The organism is Caulobacter sp. FW305-C-30-S16 (assembly GCF_058783025.1).
The window spans coordinates 894382-916044 of sequence record NZ_JBYSYH010000002.1; the positions used below are offsets into that span (position 1 = coordinate 894382).

Sequence of the window (21663 nt, forward strand, 5' to 3'; positions counted from 1 at the left end):
TTCATCCTAACGCAAAGCGCCCGTGCGCGTTGCGCGTGATTGTATTCGCCCCTGTGTTGCGCAACGCTCTCACCCATTAGGGGGGCTCAAATGGCCTACGGCATGGACGATGAAGGCCAGACCCGCACGATCGGGCTGGCGCGGATCGGTACAGGACTGGTGCAGGGCGTCGCCCTCTGGGCCCTGACCGAAGCTGCGGACAACAAGGTCTGGCCGGCGACCAACGGGGTGCTGTTCGGGGTCCTGGCGGCCGTGGTCCTGTTCACGCCGTTCGTGGTCCTGGGCGGACTGGCGGACATGCGTCGCCGCACCCTGGTCGTCTGGACCCTCGCCGCGGCGGCCGGCCTGGCGGCGCTCGGGGCCCACGATATCGACCGGCGCGCGGCGCACGAGGTCGTCGAGTGGATTTCCGGCCAGGCGATGGTGTTCCTCGCCGCAGTCCTGTTCATCACCCACCATCTCGTCTCGGCCGCGGACAGCGACCGCAAGCTGATCGCGCGGTTCCCGACCTATTTCGACCAGGCCTGGAAGCACGGCGTGCAACTGGTGATGTCGGCCGGGTTTGTCGGCGTCTTCTGGCTGGTGCTGTTCCTCGGCGCGGCGCTGTTCAAGCTGATCGGCATTGAATTCGTAGAAGAACTGACCCGAAAGTCATGGTTCGCCATTCCGGCCACGACGACGATGTTCGCCGCCGCCGTGCAACTTACCGACGTCCGCCACGGCCTGATCCGCGGCATCCGGACGGTGGCGCTGACGCTGCTGTCCTGGCTGCTGCCGGTGCTCGTGTTCCTGACCGGCGCCTTCATGCTGGCCCTGCCGTTCACGGGCCTGGAACCGCTGTGGAAGACCCGCAGCGCCGCCGCCATCCTGCTCAGCGCCGCGGCCGTGATGATCGTGCTGATCAACGCCGCCTACCAGGACGGCGAGCCGGACACGCCGACGCCCTTTATTCTCCGCTGGGCCGGCCGCATCGGCGGGCTGCTGCTGCTCCCGCTGGTCGGGGTCGCCGCCTATGCGCTGGGATTGCGGATCGGCCAGTACGGCCTGACGCCGGACCGGATCATCGCCGCCGCCTGCGTCGTGGCCGGGGTGTTCTACGCGGTCGGCTACAGCCTGGCGGCCGTGCTGCCCGGCGTCTGGATGAAGCGGCTGGAGACGGCCAACGTCGTCACGGCGGTCGTCACGGTCGGCCTGATCCTGGCGTTGTTCTCGCCGCTGGCGGATCCGGCGCGCCTGTCAGTCGACAGCCAGATGGCGCGGATCTCGGACGGTCGGCTGAAGCCTGACAAGGTCGACTACCGCTTCCTGCGGTTCCAGAGCGAGCGCTACGGCGTGGCGGCCCTGCAGACGCTGAAGAAGGAGGGCGGTGAGGTCGGCAAGCGGGCGACGGAGGCGCTGGCCTGGGAGAGCGAGCGCGAAGCCGAAGGGCCGCCGGCGGAGACCGTCAACCTGACGCAGGCGATCAAGGTATGGCCGGCCGGCGCCGTTCTGCCCGTCGACTTCCTGACCATGGCTGCGGCTGACAAAGCCCGCCTGCAGGCTGATTGCGGCACGGAAAACGCGGACATCAACGGCGCCTGCAACGCGATCCTCGCCGATGTCGACGGCGACGGAGCAAACGAGGTCCTCGTCATCCAGGCCGGCGATGCGGATGTCTTCGCCAAAGGTCCGGCGGAGTGGTCGAAGGTCGGCGCCTTTGTGCCGACAGGTTGCGCGGGATATCCCGAGGCCCTCCGCGAAGGCCGATTCAAGCTCGTCCCGTCGCGACCGTGGCGCGATCTGGAGATCAACGGCGAGCGAGTGCCGATGCAGGAAACCTACAGGAACTGCGCTGAGCGGAAGGCGCCGCCGCCTCGCTGAGCAGCCGGTCGGCCCGGCTTCGCGAGACGAAGCAGAATGGTGGATGCGACAGGGATTGAACCTGTGACCCCCTCGGTGTGAACGAGGTGCTCTCCCGCTGAGCTACGCATCCGCTCTGGGGCTCTCGCCCGGGAGGCGGCGTCTATAGCGACTCGGCCGCCGTGGGGCAAGACGCCGCGATGTCGGCGATCACGCCGGCCAGGGTGTCGAAGTGGCTGATCACGACATCGCCGCCCAGTTCGTCCGGCGGCAGGTCGTTGTAGCCGAACGTGCAGACGACGCAGGGGACGCCGGCCGCCTTCGCCGCGCCGACATCCGGCGAGGCGTCGCCGACCAGAACGGCTCGCGCCGGATCGCCGCCGGCGCGGGCGATGGCCTCAAGCAGCGGCGCCGGGTCCGGCTTCTGAACGGGCAGGGTGTCGCCGCCGACGATGGCGTCGAACAGGCCGGTCATCTGGAGTTCGTCCAGCAGCAGGCGGGCCAGCCCCTCGGGCTTGTTGGTGCAGACCGCCAGCGCCGCGCCGCGCGCCCGCAGATCGGCCAGCGCCTGCAGGCAACCGGGGAAGGGGCGGCTCTCCTGGGCGATCCGGGACCGGTAGACGTCGACGATCCGCGGCCGAAGCTGCGCGATCTGCTCTTCGGTGATGGTCCGGTCGGCCATGGCGAAGGCGCGGAGCAGCATGCCCCGCAGCCCGTGGCCGACGAGTTGGCGCACCGCAGTCATCGGCGCGGGCGCCATGCCCTGCTCGATGAGGATGACGTTCAGCGCCCCGACGAGGTCGGGCGCGGTCTCCACCAGGGTGCCGTCGAGATCGAAGGCGATGGTCCAGCTGGCGAGGGTCTTGGTCGGGTCATGCATCGTCGCAGGCTTTCGGGTAAAGCTCACCGGAATGCAACGTCACGAGTCGATCCGATGAGCCAGCGCGCCGCGGTGATCATGGCCGCCGGCCAGGGCACCCGCATGAAATCCCCGACCCCGAAGGTCCTGCACAGGATCGGCGGACGGACCATGCTCGACCGGGCCATCGATGCGGTCCAGGCCGCCGGGTGCGAGCGCGTGGTGGTCGTCTGCGGGACCCACAGTCCGGCGGTGGCCGAGCATGTGCGCAAGCGCCTGGGCGAGGCCGCCGTGGCGATCCAGGACCCGCCGCTGGGCACGGCGCACGCGGTGCTGTCGGCGAAGGACGCCCTGGCCGGGTTCACCGGCGAGGTCATCGTCACCAATGCCGACTGTCCGCTGCTGACGGCCGGCGACTTCGCCCCGCTGTTCGAGCGGCGCGCGGCCGGGGACGACCTGGTCATGCTGGCCTTCGAGGCGGCCGATCCGGCGCTCTATGGCCGGATGATCCAGGACGCCGACGGCCGCCTGCTGCGCATCGTCGAGGCCCGCGACGCCAACGCCGAAGAGAAGGCCGTCCGCGCCTGCTACTCCGGCATCCTCTGCGCGCCGGCCGGGCCGCTGTTCGACTGGCTGGCCGCCGTCGACAACAACAACGTCAAGGCCGAGTTCTACATCACCAGCATCGTCGGGATCGCCAATGCGGCCGGCAAGCGGGTGGGGGTGGCCTTCACCTCCGAGACCGCCGTGATGGGCGCCGACGACCAGGCCGGCGTCGCCCGCGCCGAGGCCCTCTGGCAGGCCCGCGCCCGCTCAGCCCTGCTGGCCGAGGGCGTGACCATGACCGCGCCGGAGACGGTGTTCCTCAGCTTCGACACGCAGATCGCCGGCGGTGTGACCCTGGAGCCCAACCTCGTGTTCGGACCGGGTGTGACGGTCGAGACCGGCGCGGTGATCCGCGCCTTCAGCCATCTGGAAGGCGCCATCGTCCGCAGCGGCGCGATCGTCGGCCCCTACGCCCGCCTGCGCCCCGGCGCGGACATCGGCGAGGACGCCCATATCGGCAACTTCGTCGAGGTGAAGAAGGTCAAGGTCGGGAAGGGCGCCAAGGCCAACCACCTGTCCTATCTGGGCGACGGCACGATCGGCGCGAAGGCCAACATCGGCGCCGGGACGATCTTCTGCAACTACGACGGCTTCGACAAGTTCGACACCCATGTGGGGGAGGGCGCCTTTGTCGGCTCCAACTCCTCGCTGGTCGCGCCTGTGACCATCGGCGCGGGCGCCTACACCGGCTCGGGCAGCGTCATCACGAAGGACGTCGCGCCCGACGCCCTGGCTCTCGAACGCGGCGTCCAGACCGAAAAGCCCGGCTGGGCCGCGAGGTTCAGGGCGATGAAGATCGCACGGAAGGCCGCGAAATGACCGCCGACGACCAGAAGCGCATCGCCGGCGCCGCCGCTGCTGACCTCGTCGAGGCCGGCATGGTCGTGGGCCTCGGCACCGGCTCGACTGCCGCCTGGTTCGTCAGGGCGCTGGCGGCGCGCGGGCTCGACGTCCGCGGCGTGCCGACCTCCGAGGCCACCGCCAACCTGGCGCGCGAGCTGGGCATCGCGCTGATCGGCCTGGACGACGTCAAGGCTATCGACCTGACCGTCGACGGCGCCGACGAGATCGGGCCGGGCCTGTCGCTGATCAAGGGCGGCGGCGCCGCCCTGCTGCGCGAGAAGCTGGTCTGGGAGGCCTCGCGCCGCTGTGTGGTCATCGCCGACGCCGCCAAGGTGGTGAAGGTGCTGGGCAAGTTCCCGCTGCCGATCGAGGTGGTCCGCTTCGGCCACCCCCACACCGGACGCCACCTGGCCGACATCGCCGCCGAGTTCGACCTGCCCCCGCCGCGCCTGCGCACGGCCGAGCGCGGCGTGGTGGTCACCGACGGCGGCAACGTCATCTACGACCTGGCGGCGGGCGCCATCGACGACCCGGCGGCGCTGGCCGCGGCGCTGAAGAGCGTCACCGGCGTGGTCGACCACGGCCTGTTCCTCGATCTTGCCGACGAGGCGCTGATCGGCACGGACGCCGGGGTGGTCAGCAGGACCCCGTAGCCCCATATCCGCCCCGACACTGTGATCTGACCGGAGCCTCCATGGCCGACACCTACGACTACGATCTCTTCGTCATCGGCGCAGGCTCCGGCGGGGTGCGCGCCGCGCGGCTGGCCGCCATGACCGGCGCCCGCGTCGGGGTCGCCGAGGAGTACCGGGTCGGCGGCACCTGCGTGGTCCGCGGCTGCGTGCCCAAGAAGTTCATGGTCTACGCCAGCGAGGTCTCCCAGCAGGTCAAGACCGCCCGCGGCTTCGGCTGGACCATCGACGAGCCGACCTTCGACTGGCCGACCTTCCTCCAGGCCAAGGACATCGAGATCGCCCGCCTGTCGGGCATCTACGTCACCAACCTGCAGAAGGCCGGCGCCGACCTGCTGCACGGCCGCGCGGTCCTCAAGGACGCCCACACCATCGAGATCACCGGCGAGCACCCCCGCACCGTCACGGCCGACAAGATCCTCGTCGCCACCGGCGGCCGGCCGACCTATCCGGCGGACCTGCCGGGCATCGAGCACGCGATCAGCTCGGACGAGGCCTTCCACCTCGACCATCTGCCCGAGAGCATCCTGATCGTCGGCGGCGGCTATATCGCCGTGGAGTTCGCCGGCATCTACGCCGGTCTCGGCAGCAAGGTGACGCTGCTCTATCGCGGGGCCAATGTCCTGCGCGGCTTCGACGACGACATCCGCGCCCACCTGGCGCACGAGATGGAGCGGCGCGGCATCACCGTGGTGCTCGGCTGCCAGCACGACAGCCTCGAGAAGACCGACGCCGGCATCGTCAGCACCCTCAACAACGGCATGACGTTCACCAGCGAGCAGGTGATGTTCGCCACCGGCCGCGAGCCCTACGTCAAGGGCCTGGGCCTCGAGACTGCGGGCGTCGAGCTCAATGAGCGCGGCGCGATCAAGGTCGACAAGTTCAGCAAGACCAGCGCCCCCAACATCTGGGCCGTCGGCGACGTCACCGACCGGATCAACCTGACCCCGGTCGCCATCCGCGAGGGCGCCGCCTTCGCCGAGACCGAGTTCCGGGGCAACCCGACCACCTTCGACCACGACATGGTCGCCACCGCCGTCTTCTCCCAGCCGCCGATCGGCACGGTCGGCATGGGCGAGGCCGAGGCCCGCAAGGCCTTCGGCCCCATCGACGTCTACCGCGCCGTGTTCCGCCCGATGAAGGTCACCTTCTACGGCGGCGAGGAACGCTCCCTGATGAAGCTCCTGGTCCGCCAGGACACCCAGCAGGTCGTCGGCGTCCACGTCGTCGGCCCCGACTCCCCCGAAATGATCCAGATGGCCGCCATCGCCGTGAAGATGGGCGTGACCAAGCAGCAGTGGGACTCGACGTGTGCGGTTCACCCCACGGCGGCGGAGGAACTGGTGACGATGAGGGAGAAGTATGTGCCGGCGGAGCTGGGGTAGGGGGGCGATCTCTCGCTGGGAGGGGCGGCCGACGGATGCCGACTCCCTCCTGACCCCAAGCGGAGCTGAGAAGGCATCGCCACGCCATCAGTGCAGGATGGCTCAGCGCAACGTCTTGGGATAGCTTCGATATGGGTTCGTCGGAGGAGTTTGGCTCATGGTGTTCATCAGAGCGCTCTGCCTGTTGCCGGTAGTCTTTGGTGCGGCGTTCTGGATGCTACCGGTCTCCGCTTTGGCGCACGGTCCTGTGGAAGCGCCATATGGCGCGGTGGGCCGGGCGCAGGACGAGACCCAAGTGGCCGCCGATATGGCGGCGGCGGCCATGGCGCTCTGGAATTCTCTTTCGCCAGCACAGCAGCAGCAGGTCAGGTTCGACTTCGACGATCCCGAGCGTCAGAATTGGCATGCCATTCCGCGTCCCCGGAAGGGTCTTTCCATCAAGGAGCTCAGTCCCGCCCAACGCAACCTCCTCTGGGCGTTCCTTTCGACGGGGCTCAGCAGTCGCGGCTTCGCGAAGGCTCAACAGATCATGAGCCTGGAACAGGTCCTTCATGACCTGAAAGCGGGACGTGTCGAAGGGGCTGTGCGTGACCCGGAGCTCTACTTCCTCACCATGTTTGGCGAACCGACCGCTACCGGAACCTGGGGTTGGCGTTTCGAAGGCCATCATCTGTCGATTAACTTCACCATCGTCGACGGGAAGGGGATCACCGGCGCGCCGACATTCTTCGGGACCAATCCAGCCGAGGTGCTCGAAGGGCCCCGCAAGGGATTGCGAGTTCTCGCCGCGGAAGATGATCTTGGATTGCAGTTAGTCCTTTCCCTGAGCGGGAGGCAGCGCGGCGAGGCGATTGTCTCAACGACCGCGCCAACCGACATTGTGACATTTGGCGCGCGGTCGGTAGACTTGGTTGCCGTGGGGGCCCTCGGACGAGGCATATCGGCGAGCGACCTGACCGTTGAGCAACGTGGCCTGCTGCTGAGTCTGATCGAGGAATACGCGCGCAGGCATCGGCCTGAGATCGCGGACGCCGAACTCCGCCGGATCCATCTCGCCGGCTTTGACAAGGTGACGTTCCTTTGGGCTGGCGGAACTGACCCGAATTCCGGGCGATACTACCGGGTCATGGGGCCAACCTTCCTGATCGAATACGACCGCGTTCAGAACGAGGCCAACCACGTCCACAGCATATGGCGCGATGCGGCCAACGACTTCGGCGAAGACCTTCTGAAGCTTCACTACGCCACGGCCGGGCATCATCGGAAGCCGCCTCCCTGAGTGTCGTCTGCTTCGCCTCGCAACAGTTCGAGGCTGGAATGCGTTGATCAACCCGCTACGGTTCTCGCCGCGCATGCCCATGCCTTTCACGCGACCTTCACGCCTTTGGGGCGCATTATTTTGCCTTCAATGCCGCAGTGCGATAAGGACGGCGTCCACTTTTTGAGTTTGAGATCATGACCGAGCGCTGGACCCCGTCGTCCTGGAGAGCCAAGCCCGCCAAGCACCTGCCGACGGATTATCCGGATGCGGGGGCGGTGGAGCGTGTCGAGGCCGAGCTTCGCCGGATGCCGCCGCTGGTGTTCGCCGGCGAGGCGCGGCGGCTGAAGAGCCTCTTGGGCGATGTGGCGGCGGGCAAGGCCTTCCTGCTGCAGGGCGGCGACTGCGCCGAAAGCTTCAAGGAATTCCACGCGGACAACATCCGCGACACCTTCCGCCTGATCCTGCAGATGGCGGTGGTGCTGACGTTCGCCGGCGGCAAGCCGGTGGTGAAGGTCGGCCGCATCGCCGGCCAGTTCGCCAAGCCGCGCTCCGAGCCGATCGAGACGATCGACGGGGTGACGCTGCCGTCCTACCGCGGCGACAACATCAACGGCATGGACTTCAACGCCGCCGAGCGGGCGCCGGACCCCGAGCGGCTGCTGAAGGCCTACGGCCAGGCGTCCTCGACGCTGAACCTGCTGCGCGCCTTCGCCGGCGGCGGCTACGCCGACCTGCACAACATCCACCGCTGGACCCTGGGCTTCGTCGCCGACAGTCCGCAGGGCGCGCGCTACCGCGAACTGTCGGACAAGATCAGCGAGAGCCTGGCCTTCATGGCCGCCATCGGGGTCACGCCCGAGAGCCATCCGGGCATGAAGCAGGTGGAGTTCTTCACCAGCCACGAGTCGCTGCTGCTCGGCTTTGAGGAGGCGATGACGCGGATCGATTCGACCTCGGGCGACTGGTACGACACCTCGGCCCACATGCTGTGGATCGGCGAGCGCACGCGCCAGCTGGACGGGGGGCACATCGAGTTCGCCCGCGGGGTCAAGAACCCGATCGGCATGAAGGTCGGCCCGACGCTGGAGCCGGACGACCTGCTGCGGCTGATCGATACGCTGAACCCGGCCAACGAGCCCGGGCGGCTGACGCTGATCGGCCGCTTCGGCGCCGACAAGATCGCCGAGCGCCTGCCGCGCCTGATGGCGGCGACCAAGAAGGCCGGCCGCTCGGTGGTCTGGGCCACCGACCCGATGCACGGCAACACCCTGAAGGCCGGCAACGGCTACAAGACCCGGCCGTTCGACAAGATTCTGGCCGAGGTGAAGGGCTTCGTCGACGTGGCCGAGGCCGAGGGCGTCCACCCCGGCGGCGTGCATCTGGAGATGACCGGCCAGAACGTCACCGAATGCACGGGCGGCGCCCGCGCGGTACTCGAGGGCGAGCTCGGCGACCGCTACCACACCCACTGCGACCCGCGTCTGAACGGCGAGCAGGCGCTGGAGCTTGCGTTCCTGGTGGCCGAGCGGCTCAAGGACGGCCGCGACGGCCTGCGCGAGGCGAGCTGATCGCCGGGGACATGTACCGAAGGTACGTGTCCCCTAAACCCGGGGCGCTCGATTGGGGGACACGTACCTGCGGTACATGTCCCCTATGTCGTGGCCTTCAGCCGGTCCCGCGCCGCCTTGCGGTGACCCCTGGCCTCGACCAGGGTCCCGGCGGCGCCGAGGCCGAACGGCGGCATGTTGTTGTAGACGTTCTCGTACTGGCCGGGCCGGATGACGTAGGTCTCGTGCCAGATGCCGACGTCGCCGTTGCTGCCGACGGCCTTGTTGAACGCCTGCCAGGCCGGCAGGTGGGCGGCGTCCGCGGCCTTCGCGTAGGCCTCCAGCAGCTCGAAGCTGCGCCAGTACTGCGTGACGACGATGTTGCGCAGGCCGAAATGGCTGCGGAAGTGGAGCAGGCCCAGCTCCGGCTTCTTCGACAGCTCAATCAGCATCCTGGGCATGGCCCGGACGACCGGCAGCCAGCTGGCGACCTTCCACAGCTTGTTGATCCGCATGCCGATCAGGAACACGACGAACTCGCCGTCCATCTCGGCGCAGAGGCGCTCGGCGCGGATCGCGGTCACGCGGCGGGGCTCCGCTTCAGGAAGGGCTGTGGCTTCCACATCACCAGCGACCGCCAGACCCACTCGAACGGGCCGTAGTGGAAGGCCGCCAGCCACGGCTTGCTCCAGATCAGGATGAAGGCCCAGACGCCCAGCACCACATAGTAGAGCTCATGCCGCTCCAGCTGGCCGTAGAGCCCCAGGCCGAAGCCGCAGAAGACCAGCGTCGTGATGATCGAGGTCATCAGGTAGTTGCTGAACGCCATCCGCCCGGCGGCTTCCAGCCGGTTGGTGAGCACCTTCAGCGCGCCGGTCCGGATGACCAGCATCAGCACGGCGGCGTGAGCCAGGGCGATAAACGGGCGGGGGGCGGCCGTGAGCACGAACAGGCTGTGCTGCCGAACCGGTTCGAAGTCGGCCGCGACAGTCGACCAGCAAAGCCAGGCCGTCACCGGGACGCCGACCAGGTAGCCGACCGCGATCATCGCGCCGTAGGCCCGGCTGGACCAGCCGAGGGTGAAGAACCCCAGCCGGAACAGGCCCGCGCCGATCAGCATCTGGCCGACGGCCTCCGGGATCGCGTCGAACGGCAGATAGCCCAGCTGGACGATCAGCGCCGCGTAAGCCCGGCTCTCCAGCGCGTCGAGGAAGCCGCCACGCATCTTGACGATTTCCGTGGCCCCCATCTCCGCCGGGGCGTTCAGGAACAGCTGCGCCTCCTTCCACTGGGCGAGCTGGGCGGCGTCTGCGGTGTTCGCCGCGACCGCCGCCTGCAGGGCCTGGAGGTGCTGCGCGTCGATGATCTTGTACGCCAGCAGCCCCGCCAGGATGAGCGCGCCCAGCAGGATCAGTGCGCGCGGCCCCAGCTTGCGGAAGCCGAACGCAATCGCGCCGGCGATGGCGTAGCAGACCAGGATGTCGCCGAAGAACAGGAAGTAGGCGTGGATCATGCCGATGACGAACAGCCAGAACACCCGCCGGTAGTGGGTCCCGGCCGGTCCCGGCGTCCGCCCCTCCGCCCGGTCGGCGATCAGCAGCATGCTGGCCCCGAACAGCATGGTGAACAGCGCCCGCATCTTGCCGTCGGTGACGACGAAGTTGACCGCCCACACCCAGAAATTGGCGCCGGTCAGGTCGCCGTAGTAGGTCGGATCGACGTAGGCGAACGTCGGCATCCCCATGCCGACGATGTTCATCAGCAGGATGCCCAGCACCGCGAAGCCGCGCACGGCGTCGATGGATCCGAAGCGTTCAGTCGTGGTGGTCATCGGCGCGCCTCCCCAGGGCGATGATGCGGGGAGGGTGAACGGCGGCCGGCGGAAGTCAATCGCCGCGCCGCTGGATTTGGGTCAGACGCCGAGGATCCAGCCTTCTTCGGCCTCGACCACCGCGACCACTTCCGGCTCGGCGCCTGCGCCGGGACCGAAGGCGGCGCCGAGATCGCCGGCCTCGTCGAGCTTGAGGAAATGCTCGCACAGCGCCCGCACCTGGGCGCGGTCGGGAACCTCGCCGGGCTCGGGCCGGGCCTCGACCAGCGCCGGGTAGACCTCGGCGAACACGGCCTCGAGGCCCTCGACATCGGCCGGCGTCAGGGTCTTCCAGCCGGTCTGGAACGGCCAGACCTTCGCCTTGTCGCCCATCTGGTCGGCCAGCGCCTTGACGCGCGGGATGCCGACGATCGCCTGGCTTCCGACGGTGCCGTTGCCGAACACCTGCCAGACGGTCTTCGCGCCGGACTTGCCCTTGCCCTGGGTCAGCTTCTCGGCGCGACGCAGTTGCGGCAGGCCGCTGGCGTCCGCCTCCGGCTTGGTGGTCGTCAGCCAGCGCTGGGCGTCATTGGCCGGACAGCCCCAGAACGGCCAGGGCTGGTCGGTCATCAGCCGGTTCATCTTGGCGGCGACAGCGAAGCGATTGTTCACGTTGGTCGGCTTGTCGACGACGTTCGAGGCCATGAACGCCCACAGGCCGCTCCAGTCCGGCGACTTCAGCGCCAGCTTCGCGGCCGTGCCTTCCGGATAGCCCAGCGCGAAGTCAAACCCGACCAGCACCCGCTCGTTGCGGCGACGCAGGTCGGCGAGGATGTCGCCGAGCGCCTTCATCGCCTCGTCGCGCGTGGCCGGATTGAACGCCTCGAAGGTCGGGCGAAAGCGAATGTCGCGCTTGATGACGCCGATCCAGATGGAATCCTTGCCCGTCCGCGGTGCGGCGGCGGCGCTCCAGTCGACCATCACATAGGCGCTGAAAAGGCGCGACACGGGCTATCCCTCCAAAGATTGGCGGGGCTTTTAGCCTTCGCGGGCCGCCGTAGGAAGCGCGGGCTTCACAACCCGCGCGTTCGTGATGAAGGCGCCGTCGGGGACATGTACCGCAGGTACGTGTCCCCCAGTCGAACGGCCTGCTTTAGGGGACACGTACCTTCGGTATATGTCCCCGGGCTTGCTAGCTCAGCTTCACCAGCATCTTGCCGGTGTTCTCGCCCTTGAACAGCTTGAGGAAGGCGCCGGGGGCGTTCTCGATGCCCTCGTCGATGGTCTCGGTCCACTTCAGCTTGCCGTCGTTGATCCAGCCGGACATGTCCTGCAGGAACTCCGGCATGTGCTGGAAGTGGTTGGAGACGATGAAGCCTTCCAGCTTCAGGCTCTTTCCGACCGCCTGGATCAGGTTCTTCGTGCCGTGCATCTCGCCGGTCGAGTTGTACTGGCTGATCATGCCGCACAGGGCGAAGCGGGCGAACGGGCGGGCGTTGGCGATCGCCGCGTCCATATGCTCGCCGCCGACGTTCTCGAAATAGACGTCGATGCCCTTGGGCGCGACGCGGGCGAGGGCGGCGGTCAGGTCCGTCTCGGCCTTGTAGTCGATGACCTCATCGCAACCGATCGACTTGAGGAAGGCGACCTTCTCCGCGCCGCCGGCCGAGCCGATGACTGTGTGGCCCTTGATCTTGGCGATCTGCACCACGACCGAACCCACGGCGCCGGCCGCGCCAGACACGAAGACGACGTCGCCGTCCTTCAGCGCGGCGATCTTCAGCAGGCCGACCCAGGCGGTCATGCCGGGCATGCCGGCGATACCCAGGAAGGTTTGCGGCGGCAGGCCGAAGGTATTCAGCTTCTGCACGGCCGAGGCCGGGGCGTTGAACGCCTCGCGCCAGCCGAAGCCGCTTTGGACCAGGTCGCCGACGGCGAACGACGGGTCATTGGAGGCGATCACCTCGCCGACCGCGCCGCCGTCCATCACCTTGCCCAACTGGAACGGCGGGCTGTAGCTCTTCACGTCGTTCATGCGGCCGCGCATGTAGGGGTCGACGGTCATCCAGGTGTTGCGCACCTGGATCTCGCCGGCGCCGGGCGCGGGCAGTTCGACGGTCGCCAGTTCGAAGTTGTCGGCGGTCGGCACGCCGACGGGGCGGCTCTTGAGGCGAATCTCGCGCGAGGTCGTCATAGGCGTTTCTCCCGGTTTTCTCTGTAATTTCAAACGGGCGTTTAGCGCGTTTCCGAACCTCGCGGAAGGCGAAGAAGCGCGCTAGAACCGCCGCATGGAACAGGTTCTCAAGGCCGGAGTCGTCGGGTCCGGCGTCTTCGGCGGCTTTCACGCCAACAAGTATGCCCAGATGGACAGCGTCGAGCTGATCGGCATCTTCGACGTCGATCCGGCGCGCTGCCAGGCGCTGGCCGACAAGCTCGGCGTGACGGCCTTCGGCGATCTCGACGCCCTGCTGGCGGCGGTCGATATCGTAACCGTCGCCTCGCCGGGCACGACCCATGCGGCGACGGCGCTGGCCTGCCTGAAGGCGGGCAAGCCGGTCTATGTGGAGAAGCCCCTGGCCACGACGCTCGAGGACGCCGACAGGCTGATCGCCGAAGCGGCGAAGCGCGGCCTGGTGCTGGCCTGTGGCCATCAGGAGCGGGTGGTGTCCCAGGCTATGGGCCTGCTCGATATCCCGGAGAAGCCCCTGCTGCTCGAGGCCGTGCGCAAGGGCCCGCGGTCCGATCGCAGCCGCGACGTCTCGGTGGTGCTCGACCTGATGATCCACGACATCGATCTGGCCCTGTCGCTGACCGACGCCGAGCCGCTGGCCGTGGAGGCCGAGGGCGACGAGGAGGCGATCCGCGCCGAGGCGACCTTCGGCGACGGCTTCACCGCCATCTTCACCGCCGCCCGCAACGCCGAGGCCCGCGAGCGGACCATGCGCATCGTCTATCCCTCCGGCGTGCTGGAAATCGACTTCGTCACTCGCGCCTTCAGCAACTCCACGCCGTTTGCGCTGAACGAGGCGTTCACCGAGACGCCTGCCGGCCAGGATCCCTTGGGGACCAGCGTGGCCGGGTTCGTCGCCGCGGTGCGCGGATTGTCGCCACGGCCGGTGGTGACGGGCGAGGAAGCGGCGAGGGCGCTGGATCTCGCGCTCGCGGTGGAGCAGGCGGCGGGGTTCTGAGATCGGTCGGATCGAGCGCCTGCTTTCGACCTGTTGCGGACAGCACTCCCCCACGCGAACAGGTGATGGGGCATTGGTCTTCGTGATCGCGCGGGTCGCAGCTATAGTTGCATAGAGCTTCCGGAGCCCCTCGCATGACCACCGCCTACGACTACGACTTCACCGCCATCGACGGGTCGGCGCTGCCGATGACGACCTTCAGGGACAAGGTGGTGCTGGTGGTCAATGTGGCCAGCGCCTGCGGGCTGACGCCGCAGTACGACGGGCTCGAGCAGCTCTACAGGGACTACCGCGACCAGGGGCTGGTGGTGCTGGGCGTGCCCTGCAACCAGTTCGCCGGGCAGGAGCCGGGCTCCGAGGCTGATATCCAGGCATTCTGCCGCACCAATTTCGGCGTCGACTTCCCTATGACCAGCAAGGTCGATGTCAAGGGCGACGGCGCGCACCCGTTCTACAAGTGGGCGGTGTCGGCGGTCGGCGAGCCGGCGGAGCCGGTGTGGAACTTCCACAAGCTGCTGGTCGGCAAGGACGGGACGCTGATCAACGTGTTCGGCCCGCGCACCACGCCGGACGACGCCGAGCTGAAAGCCGCGATCGAGGGCGCGCTGTAGGCGGTGGAGATCTCCAGGCGCTCCCTTCTGGCGGTCCCGGCCGCCCTGACGCTCGCAGGCCCCGGCCTGGCGCGGGCGCAGACGGGTGCGGCTGATCGCGCGCGGGCGGTCGCAGGCGAGCTGATGGCGCGCGCGCCGTTCCCGGCGGCGTCCGTGTCGGTCTGGCATGACGGCGGGCTGGTCTGGAGCGAGGCGTTCGGCATGGCCGATCTCGAGGCGCGCTTGCCGGCGACGTCCGAGGACCGGTTCCGGCTGGCCAGCGTCTCCAAGGTGATGACCGGCGCGCTGGTCATGCGCCTGGCGGAGCAGGGCGTCATCGACCTGGACGCCCCGATCAGCCGCTATCGCCCGGACCTGCCGCCGGCCCACCAGAACACCACGCTGCGCCAGCTCGCCAGCCATCAGGCGGGGATCCGTCACTACATTCCAAGGGACGTCGACCCTGCGGCGCCCGGCGGCGCGATCGACAGCCGCACCTACCTTCGCACCGAAGACAGGCTGGCGATCTTCATCAATGATCCGCTGATCGCCCCTCCCGGCGAGGTGATGCGGTATTCCAGCTTCGGCTACGTGCTGCTCGGCGCCGTTCTGGAGTCCGCGACGGGCAAGTCGTTTCCCCGTCTGCTGTCGGAGGAGGTCACCCGTCCGCTCGCCCTGGCCAGCATCGCGCCGGAAGTGCGCGGCGTCCCGGTGGCGAGCCGGGTCAGCGACTACCAGCCGGTCTATCCGGACCTGACCAACATCATCCGCTGCCCGCCGATCAACCCAGCCTACAAGTGGCCGGCCGGCGGCCTGCTGGGCGCGGCGCCGGACGTGGTGCGCTTCTGCGGCGCCCTGACCCGGCCCGGCTATCTGGGCCCCGAGGCCCGCGCGGAGATGTTCACGGTCAATCGCGCCCGGACGCCCGGCGGCGGCAATTTCGGCATCGCCTGGGAGGTCGACACGGACGGGCAGGGGCGTCGCCGCGCCTGGCATGCCGGCAGCATTGTCGGCGGCCGGTCGATCGTCATGATGCTGCCGGACGAGGCGCTGGCGGTGACGGTCCTGACCAACCTCGGCCAGATCGACGTCGATCCCCTGCAGCCCGCCCAGCGGATCGCTGACGCCTTCCTGGCCTGAGCCTCTTCCGTCGCGCGGCCTGCTGCGCTAACCGGTTGCCCGCAACGAGGAGCGCGGGACCATGGCCAGGAAGCCGGACGGAAGCTGGGACAAGTCGAAACTGCCCAGCCGGCATGTGACCGAGGGCCCGGCCCGCGCGCCGCATCGCTCCTACTATTACGCCATGGGCCTCGGTACGCGGGAGATCGCCCAGCCGTTCGTCGGCGTGGCCAGCTGCTGGAACGAGGCGGCGCCCTGCAACACGACCCTGATGCGCCAGGCGCATGCGGTCGCGGAGGGCGTGAAGAAGGCCGGCGGCACGCCGCGCGAGTTCTGCACCATCACCGTCACCGACGGCATCGCCATGGGCCATGAGGGCATGCGTAGCTCGCTGGTCAGCCGCGACGCCATCGCCGACACGGTCGAGCTGACCATGCGCGGCCACGGCTATGACGCGCTCGTGGGCGTCGCGGGCTGCGACAAGTCGCTGCCGGGAATGATGATGGCGATGCTGCGCCTCAACGTGCCCAGCGTTTTCCTCTACGGCGGTTCGATCCTGCCGGGCCGCCTCGATGGCAAGGACCTGACGGTCCAGGACGTGTTCGAGGCCGTCGGCCAGTTTTCCGCCGGGACCATCACCGAAGAGCGCCTGTGTCAGGTCGAGCAGCATGCCTGTCCGGGCGACGGCGCCTGTGGCGGGATGTTCACCGCCAACACCATGGCCTGTGTGTCGGAGGCCATCGGCCTGGCGCTGCCGCTGTCGGCCTCGCTGCCGGCGCCCTATCTCGACCGGGACGCCTATGCCATCGCATCAGGTGAGGCGGTCATGCGACTGATCGAAAAGAACATTCGCCCGCGTGACATCTGCACCCGCAAGGCCTTCGAGAACGCCGCCGTGGTCGTCGCCGCGACCGGCGGTTCGACGAATGGCGGCCTGCATCTGCCGGCCATGGCCCATGAGTGCGGCGTCGACTTCACCCTGAAGGACTTCGCCGAGATCGCCGCGCGGACCCCCTATATCGCCGATCTCAAGCCCGGCGGCCGGTTCGTGGCCAAGGACATGGGCGAGGCCGGCGGCGTGCCGATGCTGCTCAAGACCCTGCTCGAGGGCGGCTATCTCCATGGCGACGTCATGACCGTCACCGGAAAGACCCTGGCCGAGAACCTGGCCGACGTGGTCTGGCGCGACGACCAGGACGTTATCCGGCCGATCAGCAATCCGCTTTCGCCCACCGGCGGCCTTGTCGGGCTCTACGGCAACCTGGCGCCCGAGGGCTGCATCGTGAAGGTCGCCGGGCTGGCGCACCAGGTGCACCGCGGCCCGGCCCGGGTGTTCGACGGCGAGGACGCCTGCTTCGCCGCCGTCGAGGCGCGCGACTACAAGGAAGGCGACGTGCTGGTCATCCGCTACGAGGGCGCCAGGGGCGGCCCCGGCATGCGCGAGATGCTCTCGACCACGGCCGCGCTCTACGGTCAGGGCGTCAGCAATATCGCCCTGATCACCGACGGCCGGTTCAGCGGCGCCACGCGCGGTCTGTGCATCGGTCACGTGGGTCCCGAAGCGGCGCTTGGCGGTCCGATCGCTCTGGTCCGGGACGGCGACATCATCAACATCGACGCTACGAAAGGCACGATCGACGTCGAGGTCAGCGACGAGGAGCTCGCCGCCCGCAAGGCCGCCTGGAAGCCGCGCGAGACCCAGTATGGCAACGGCGCGATCTGGAAGTTCGCCCAGCTGGTCGGTCCCGCGCACCTTGGCGCCGTCACGCATCCGGGCTTCGCCGGGGAGCGGCACGTCTACGCCGATCTGTGACGATGAAGACCATCGGCCTGATCGGCGGCGTCAGTTGGGAAAGCACGGCCTACTACTACCAGCAGCTCAACCGCATGGTCCGGGACCGGTTGGGCGGGCGGCATTCGGCGAAAATGGTGATCGCCTCGGTCGATTTCGCGCCGGTCGAAGCGGCGGCGGCGGACGGTCGCTGGGACGATGTGGCGAGGCATCTGGTCGCCGCTGCGAAGCAGGTCGAGGCCGGCGGGGCTGACTGCCTGCTGATCGGGGCCAACACGATGCACATTGTGGCCGCCCAGGTTCGGGCGGCGGTCTCGCTGCCGCTCATCCATATCGGTGACGCCACGGCGAGCGCCCTGAAGGCGGCGGGCGCGACCCGGCCCCTGCTGCTCGGCACCCGCTACACGATGGAGATGCCGTTCCTGCGCGATCACCTTACGGGTCTGGGCGTCGGGACCGTGATCCCGGACAAGGCCGAGCGCGACGAGCTGCACCGGATCATCTTCGACGAGCTGGTGGTCGGGAAGTTCCTGCCGGAATCGAAGGCGACCATGCTGGCCATGATCGCAGCGGCGAGGCGTGACCAGGGCGCCGACGCGGTCATCTTCGGCTGTACGGAGCTGGGCCTGCTGGCCACGCCGGAGGAGTCGGCGCTGCCCGTGTTCGATACGGCGGAAATCCACGCGCGCGCGGCGCTGGCCTTCGCCCTGGACTGACGCTCAGCGGTTGCGCAGGCCGTCCGACAGGCGGCTGAAGGCGGCGTCGAACATCACTCGGACATCATCTCCGAGCTCCAGGCTGGCCAGGGCGGTGCGCATGCAGGCCATCCACTGGTCCCGTTCCGCCGGCCCGATGGCGTAGGGCGCATGGGCCGACATGATGCAGGTCCGGTCAGGGCGGGCATTGTAGACCGCCGGCCCGCCGGCCCAGCCGCTCAGCCAGTCGAACAGCTTGTCGCGGATCGGATCCAGATCGGGCTCATGCATGGCGCGGATGCCGGCGGCGGCCGGATCCCGGTCCATGGCGTCATAGAAGGCGTCGACCAGCCGTCGCAGGGCCGGCGCGCCGCCCAGCCGGTCGTAAGGTGAAGCGGTGGGAAGTTCGATCGTGTCGGTCCTGGCCATGATCGAGACCTGCCGTAGCGGGGGGCAGGCGATCATTGACCAGGATCATTCCCGAGGGGCTCAGCCGAGCGGATTGACCCCGAACAGGAACGGGTGGCCCCAGAGCAGGGCGGCGTAGATCACCACCGCCAGCAGCAGCCGCCACCAGCCGATCTCGCCGAGCGACAGCTTCTGCTTGCCGGCCAGGATCGCGGCGAACGGGACGTTGGAAGTCTGGGCGACGAAGGCGGCGTACTTCGGGCCCAGCGCTTTGCCGCGCTTGGCGTCGATGCTCGCGCCGCCCGACAGGGCCAGGGCCAGCAGGGCGCCGAACAGGATCACGCTCGGCGCGTCGCCGTTCGCCAGCAGATGCGCCAGCGCCCAGATCGCGACGCCCCACAGAAACGGATGCCGCGTCAGTCGAAGGATGCCCTTCGCGGGGTCTGGCTTGTCGAGCGCGCCCTCCTGTTTCACGCCCGTCGGGTTGGGCGTCAGGATGCCCGTGACGAGGAGGAGAAAGCCCAGCAGGACGAGGGCCATGGCGCCGTGCTTCGCGCCCGGACCGAGGTCCCAGTAGAGGGCGCCGGAGCCGCGCGCCTCGCCATAGGCCATGCCCAGCCAGACGAGGCCGGCGACCGACGCCAGCGAAAACAGGCCCATGAAGGCGCCTTCGCCGACGGCCTTGACGATAACCCCACGCAGGGCGGTGCCTGACACCAGCAGATGCAGGAGCACAAAGAAGACGGCGGCGGCGATGAGACTGGTCATGACGATCCTCCCCAAGGGTCGATCCGGGGAAGGTGCGCTCATAAATTTACGCTGTCAATTATAGAAGTCGGGGTGGCTCGCCGTCATCGTCTTCGTCGTCATCCCAGGGCGGGTCTTCCTCCGCCGGCTCCGGGCGGGGAGGCGGGGGCGGCGCGGCGACGACCGGGGCCGGTCGGGCGGCGGGCGGTCGGCGCAGGATGGCTTCGGCGCGGGCCAGCCAGCGGTTGGCCTCCTGAATCGCGGCCTGCGGCGACCAGTCGTCGCGGCGGGCCTCGTCGCCCCGGAGCCACAGGTCGAGATCGAAGTCGGGGTTTCGCGGATCATCGAAGATCAGCCGCAGGGTGACCTGGTCGGCGGAGGACACCCGCTGTTCCAGCGCCCGACGCGGCTCGCCCCGATAGACCCGCGCCGCCACCTGGCCGTCGATGACCAGTTCGGCGCCGATCAGTTCGTCGATGCGGTAGATCAGGCACCAGGCGCCCCGATCCCAGGCGACGGCGGCGAGGCCGGTCTCGAACGAGAAGCCCGCGCCCCGCCCACGGCCCTGGGCCAGCACCATGGCCTCCGGTTCGCTCTTCAGCACCCGGCGCAGCGCCCGGCGGATACGGCGGGGCTCGTCGAGAAACCACAGCGCCAGACTGCCGATGAAGGTCACGGCGGCGCCGGCGATCCCCAGAAGCAGAAACAGGCGCGCCATGTCGGTCATGGCGCCACGCTAGCGGGAGTCCCGGACGGCGTCAGCCCTTCCGCGGGGCCCGGGAGGCGGGCTTGCGGACGGCGGCGCGGCCGCTGCGGGCGGGGCGTGTCGCGCCGGCGAGGGCGGCGCAGAACTCGGGGTAGGTGAACGAGCGCATCTGATCTCTCCAGAATGTGAGCATTCACTCACTATCCGGGCGCCGGCCGGCGCGCAAGCAAAAAGTGAGCGGTCGCTCACATTATCGCGTGGCGATGATCTCGCGCTCTTCGCCCCACCACAGGGGCGACCTTGTCAGATCGATGAACCGCTTCTCGTCTTCAAGCAGCATCCGCCCGGCCTCGCGGGCGGCGGGGTCGGCGGCGTTGGCGGCGAGATCCTCGAAACTGTCCCACCAGAGCTCAGCTACGCCGTCGTAGCCCTCCGGACCGCCGCGCGAGGCGCGGGTGTCCGCACTCATCTCGACTGGCAGGCTGTGCATCTGGACGTAGCGCCGGATTCGCAGGGGCGCCTTCACGCTTGCGACCAGCGGGGCGTGGGTATTGAGCCAGTAGTCCTGGAAGGCCTCGCGCGTGAATCCGGGCAGGCGGGTGAGGCAGAAGGTCAGCTTGATCACAGGGCAGAGTCCTATCTGGATGCTCCCCATCGGGGGAGCTGTCGGCGAAGCCGACTGAGGGGGTCATCCGAAACGCCGGCCGAGATCTGAGCGGACCCCCTCCGGCCCGGCTGAGCCGGTCCACCTCCCCCGATGGGGAGGATCTAGATATTCAACTCCACAACGACCGGAACGTGGTCCGACGGCTTTTCCCGGCCGCGGACGTCGCGATGGATCTCGAAGCCGGTCAGTCGGTCCGCAGCCTGGGGCGAGAGCAGGGCGTGGTCGATGCGGATACCGTGGTTCCGGGGCCAGGCGCCGGCCTGATAGTCCCAGAAGGTGTATTCGCCGGCGCTGCCGTCCATCTGCATGAAGGCGTCGGTCAGGCCGAGGTTCTGCAGTGCGCGCCAGGCCGCCTTGCTCTCCGGCTGGAACAGGGCGTCGCCCAGCCAGCCTTCGGGCTTGTCGGCGTCTTCCGGCCGGGGAATGACATTGTAGTCGCCGGCGATCACCAGCGGCTCTTCGTAGCGCAGCAGTTCGGTTGCATGCGCCTGCAGCCGCGCCATCCAGGCCAGCTTGTAGGCGAACTTCTCGGTGCCGACCGGATTGCCGTTGGGCAGGTAGATGCCGGCGACCCGGACCGGACTGGGGCCGGAGATCACCGCCTCGATGTAGCGGGCCTGCTCGTCGGCGTCGTCACCGGGCAGGCCGCGACGGATATCCTCCATCGGCGTCTTCGAGAGCATCGCCACGCCGTTGTAGGTCTTCTGGCCGTGGACGGCGACGTTGTAGCCCAGCCGCTCGAACGCCTCGGCGGGGAACTTATCGTCGATGCATTTGATTTCCTGCAGGACGGCGACGTCCGGCGACGCCTCCTCGAACCAGCCCAGCACCGTTTCCAGGCGAGCATTGATCGAATTCACGTTCCAGGTGGCGAGTCGCATTGACGGCTCCGGCTGCGGCGGGGGAGGC

21 protein-coding genes and 1 tRNA gene are annotated in these 21663 nt (G+C 68.6%); 11 read left to right on the forward strand and 11 right to left on the reverse strand.

The features are described 5' to 3' along the window. The first annotated feature begins 90 nt into the window (after positions 1–90). Positions 91–1860, forward strand: a complete 1770-nt coding sequence (locus tag AC3WJT_RS11340; RefSeq protein ID WP_492343224.1) for a DUF4153 domain-containing protein — start codon at positions 91–93, stop codon at positions 1858–1860. Positions 1861–1897: 37 nt separating this feature from the next. Here the strand turns inward: AC3WJT_RS11340 and AC3WJT_RS11345 are convergent. Both AC3WJT_RS11345 and gph read right to left on the reverse strand, forming a co-directional pair. Beyond that, a tRNA-Val gene (locus tag AC3WJT_RS11345) sits at positions 1898–1972 on the reverse strand. A 30-nt stretch (positions 1973–2002) separates the two neighbouring features. Continuing rightward, positions 2003–2719 (reverse strand): phosphoglycolate phosphatase, encoded by a 717-nt coding sequence (gph, locus tag AC3WJT_RS11350; protein ID WP_492343225.1) that lies wholly within the window; start codon positions 2717–2719, stop codon positions 2003–2005. Between the two features lie 54 nt (positions 2720–2773). On the opposite strand from gph, the gene glmU reads away from it, so the two are divergent. From glmU to AC3WJT_RS11375, 5 genes are all read left to right on the forward strand, one after another. Then, entirely contained in the window at positions 2774–4123 is a 1350-nt protein-coding gene (gene glmU / locus AC3WJT_RS11355) for a bifunctional UDP-N-acetylglucosamine diphosphorylase/glucosamine-1-phosphate N-acetyltransferase GlmU (RefSeq protein WP_492343226.1), read from the forward strand. Continuing rightward, positions 4120–4800 (forward strand): ribose-5-phosphate isomerase RpiA, encoded by a 681-nt coding sequence (gene rpiA / locus AC3WJT_RS11360; protein ID WP_492343227.1) that lies wholly within the window; start codon positions 4120–4122, stop codon positions 4798–4800. The genes glmU and rpiA overlap by 4 nt, the downstream gene beginning before the upstream one ends. Before the next feature lie 41 nt (positions 4801–4841). After that, positions 4842–6224: a glutathione-disulfide reductase gene (gene gor, locus AC3WJT_RS11365; RefSeq protein WP_492343228.1), complete on the forward strand. Its 1383-nt coding sequence runs from the start codon at positions 4842–4844 to the stop codon at positions 6222–6224. A gap of 157 nt (positions 6225–6381) precedes the next feature. Beyond that, a complete protein-coding gene (locus AC3WJT_RS11370; protein WP_492343229.1) occupies positions 6382–7503 on the forward strand; it encodes a DUF3500 domain-containing protein in 1122 nt (373 codons plus the stop codon). A 176-nt stretch (positions 7504–7679) separates the two neighbouring features. Further along, positions 7680–9053, forward strand: coding sequence for a class II 3-deoxy-7-phosphoheptulonate synthase (locus AC3WJT_RS11375; protein WP_492343230.1), 1374 nt, complete (start codon positions 7680–7682; stop codon positions 9051–9053). 83 nt (positions 9054–9136) lie between these two features. On the opposite strand, the gene AC3WJT_RS11380 is transcribed toward AC3WJT_RS11375, so the two are convergent. From AC3WJT_RS11380 to AC3WJT_RS11395, 4 genes are all read right to left on the reverse strand, one after another. Further along, on the reverse strand, positions 9137–9616 hold the full coding sequence (locus tag AC3WJT_RS11380; RefSeq protein ID WP_492343231.1) for a DUF4188 domain-containing protein: 480 nt from the start codon (positions 9614–9616) through the stop codon (positions 9137–9139). Beyond that, complete coding sequence (locus AC3WJT_RS11385; protein WP_492343232.1) at positions 9613–10863, reverse strand: DUF418 domain-containing protein; 1251 nt, start codon at positions 10861–10863, stop codon at positions 9613–9615. The genes AC3WJT_RS11380 and AC3WJT_RS11385 overlap by 4 nt, the downstream gene beginning before the upstream one ends. An 81-nt stretch (positions 10864–10944) precedes the next feature. Further along, on the reverse strand, positions 10945–11850 hold the full coding sequence (locus AC3WJT_RS11390) for a cobalamin biosynthesis protein CbiG (RefSeq protein ID WP_492343233.1): 906 nt from the start codon (positions 11848–11850) through the stop codon (positions 10945–10947). Between the two features lie 184 nt (positions 11851–12034). Beyond that, positions 12035–13036 carry an NADP-dependent oxidoreductase gene (locus tag AC3WJT_RS11395; RefSeq protein WP_492343234.1) on the reverse strand — a complete coding sequence of 334 codons (1002 nt, stop codon included), beginning with the start codon at positions 13034–13036 and terminating at the stop codon, positions 12035–12037. Between the two features lie 94 nt (positions 13037–13130). Between AC3WJT_RS11395 and AC3WJT_RS11400 the strand changes: the two genes are divergently transcribed. The 5 genes from AC3WJT_RS11400 to AC3WJT_RS11420 all read left to right on the forward strand — a co-directional run bounded on the left by AC3WJT_RS11400 (position 13131) and on the right by AC3WJT_RS11420 (position 18247). After that, complete coding sequence (locus AC3WJT_RS11400) at positions 13131–14030, forward strand: Gfo/Idh/MocA family protein (protein ID WP_492343235.1); 900 nt, start codon at positions 13131–13133, stop codon at positions 14028–14030. A 134-nt stretch (positions 14031–14164) separates the two neighbouring features. Beyond that, positions 14165–14641, forward strand: a complete 477-nt coding sequence (locus tag AC3WJT_RS11405; protein ID WP_492343236.1) for a glutathione peroxidase — start codon at positions 14165–14167, stop codon at positions 14639–14641. 3 nt (positions 14642–14644) lie between these two features. Continuing rightward, positions 14645–15760 (forward strand): serine hydrolase domain-containing protein, encoded by a 1116-nt coding sequence (locus tag AC3WJT_RS11410; RefSeq protein ID WP_492343237.1) that lies wholly within the window; start codon positions 14645–14647, stop codon positions 15758–15760. Between the two features lie 61 nt (positions 15761–15821). After that, positions 15822–17552, forward strand: coding sequence for a dihydroxy-acid dehydratase (gene ilvD, locus AC3WJT_RS11415; RefSeq protein ID WP_492343238.1), 1731 nt, complete (start codon positions 15822–15824; stop codon positions 17550–17552). A 2-nt stretch (positions 17553–17554) separates the two neighbouring features. After that, positions 17555–18247 (forward strand): aspartate/glutamate racemase family protein, encoded by a 693-nt coding sequence (locus tag AC3WJT_RS11420; protein WP_492343239.1) that lies wholly within the window; start codon positions 17555–17557, stop codon positions 18245–18247. A 3-nt stretch (positions 18248–18250) separates the two neighbouring features. On the opposite strand, the gene AC3WJT_RS11425 is transcribed toward AC3WJT_RS11420, so the two are convergent. The 5 genes from AC3WJT_RS11425 to xth all read right to left on the reverse strand — a co-directional run bounded on the left by AC3WJT_RS11425 (position 18251) and on the right by xth (position 21635). Continuing rightward, entirely contained in the window at positions 18251–18691 is a 441-nt protein-coding gene (locus tag AC3WJT_RS11425) for a group II truncated hemoglobin (RefSeq protein WP_492343240.1), read from the reverse strand. Between the two features lie 24 nt (positions 18692–18715). After that, entirely contained in the window at positions 18716–19402 is a 687-nt protein-coding gene (locus tag AC3WJT_RS11430; protein WP_492343241.1) for an NnrU family protein, read from the reverse strand. Between the two features lie 58 nt (positions 19403–19460). Then, complete coding sequence (locus tag AC3WJT_RS11435) at positions 19461–20108, reverse strand: hypothetical protein (RefSeq protein WP_492343242.1); 648 nt, start codon at positions 20106–20108, stop codon at positions 19461–19463. 229 nt (positions 20109–20337) lie between these two features. Then, positions 20338–20712, reverse strand: coding sequence for an EthD domain-containing protein (locus tag AC3WJT_RS11440; RefSeq protein WP_492343243.1), 375 nt, complete (start codon positions 20710–20712; stop codon positions 20338–20340). A 143-nt stretch (positions 20713–20855) separates the two neighbouring features. Then, on the reverse strand, positions 20856–21635 hold the full coding sequence (gene xth / locus AC3WJT_RS11445) for an exodeoxyribonuclease III (protein WP_492343244.1): 780 nt from the start codon (positions 21633–21635) through the stop codon (positions 20856–20858). Between the last annotated feature and the right edge of the window lie 28 nt (positions 21636–21663).

Bases quoted from the DNA above. Each gene is read 5' to 3' on its own strand.
- AC3WJT_RS11340 (WP_492343224.1), top strand. From the start codon at position 91: ATGGCCTACGGCATGGACGATGAAGGCCAGACCCGCACGATCGGGCTG.
- gph (WP_492343225.1), bottom strand. From the start codon at position 2,719: ATGCATGACCCGACCAAGACCCTCGCCAGCTGGACCATCGCCTTCGAT.
- glmU (WP_492343226.1), top strand. From the start codon at position 2,774: ATGAGCCAGCGCGCCGCGGTGATCATGGCCGCCGGCCAGGGCACCCGC.
- rpiA (WP_492343227.1), top strand. From the start codon at position 4,120: ATGACCGCCGACGACCAGAAGCGCATCGCCGGCGCCGCCGCTGCTGAC.
- gor (WP_492343228.1), top strand. From the start codon at position 4,842: ATGGCCGACACCTACGACTACGATCTCTTCGTCATCGGCGCAGGCTCC.
- AC3WJT_RS11370 (WP_492343229.1), top strand. From the start codon at position 6,382: ATGGTGTTCATCAGAGCGCTCTGCCTGTTGCCGGTAGTCTTTGGTGCG.
- AC3WJT_RS11375 (WP_492343230.1), top strand. From the start codon at position 7,680: ATGACCGAGCGCTGGACCCCGTCGTCCTGGAGAGCCAAGCCCGCCAAG.
- AC3WJT_RS11385 (WP_492343232.1), bottom strand. From the start codon at position 10,863: ATGACCACCACGACTGAACGCTTCGGATCCATCGACGCCGTGCGCGGC.
- AC3WJT_RS11395 (WP_492343234.1), bottom strand. From the start codon at position 13,036: ATGACGACCTCGCGCGAGATTCGCCTCAAGAGCCGCCCCGTCGGCGTG.
- AC3WJT_RS11400 (WP_492343235.1), top strand. From the start codon at position 13,131: ATGGAACAGGTTCTCAAGGCCGGAGTCGTCGGGTCCGGCGTCTTCGGC.
- AC3WJT_RS11405 (WP_492343236.1), top strand. From the start codon at position 14,165: ATGACCACCGCCTACGACTACGACTTCACCGCCATCGACGGGTCGGCG.
- ilvD (WP_492343238.1), top strand. From the start codon at position 15,822: ATGGCCAGGAAGCCGGACGGAAGCTGGGACAAGTCGAAACTGCCCAGC.
- AC3WJT_RS11420 (WP_492343239.1), top strand. From the start codon at position 17,555: ATGAAGACCATCGGCCTGATCGGCGGCGTCAGTTGGGAAAGCACGGCC.
- AC3WJT_RS11425 (WP_492343240.1), bottom strand. From the start codon at position 18,691: ATGATCGCCTGCCCCCCGCTACGGCAGGTCTCGATCATGGCCAGGACC.
- AC3WJT_RS11430 (WP_492343241.1), bottom strand. From the start codon at position 19,402: ATGACCAGTCTCATCGCCGCCGCCGTCTTCTTTGTGCTCCTGCATCTG.
- AC3WJT_RS11435 (WP_492343242.1), bottom strand. From the start codon at position 20,108: ATGACCGACATGGCGCGCCTGTTTCTGCTTCTGGGGATCGCCGGCGCC.
- xth (WP_492343244.1), bottom strand. From the start codon at position 21,635: ATGCGACTCGCCACCTGGAACGTGAATTCGATCAATGCTCGCCTGGAA.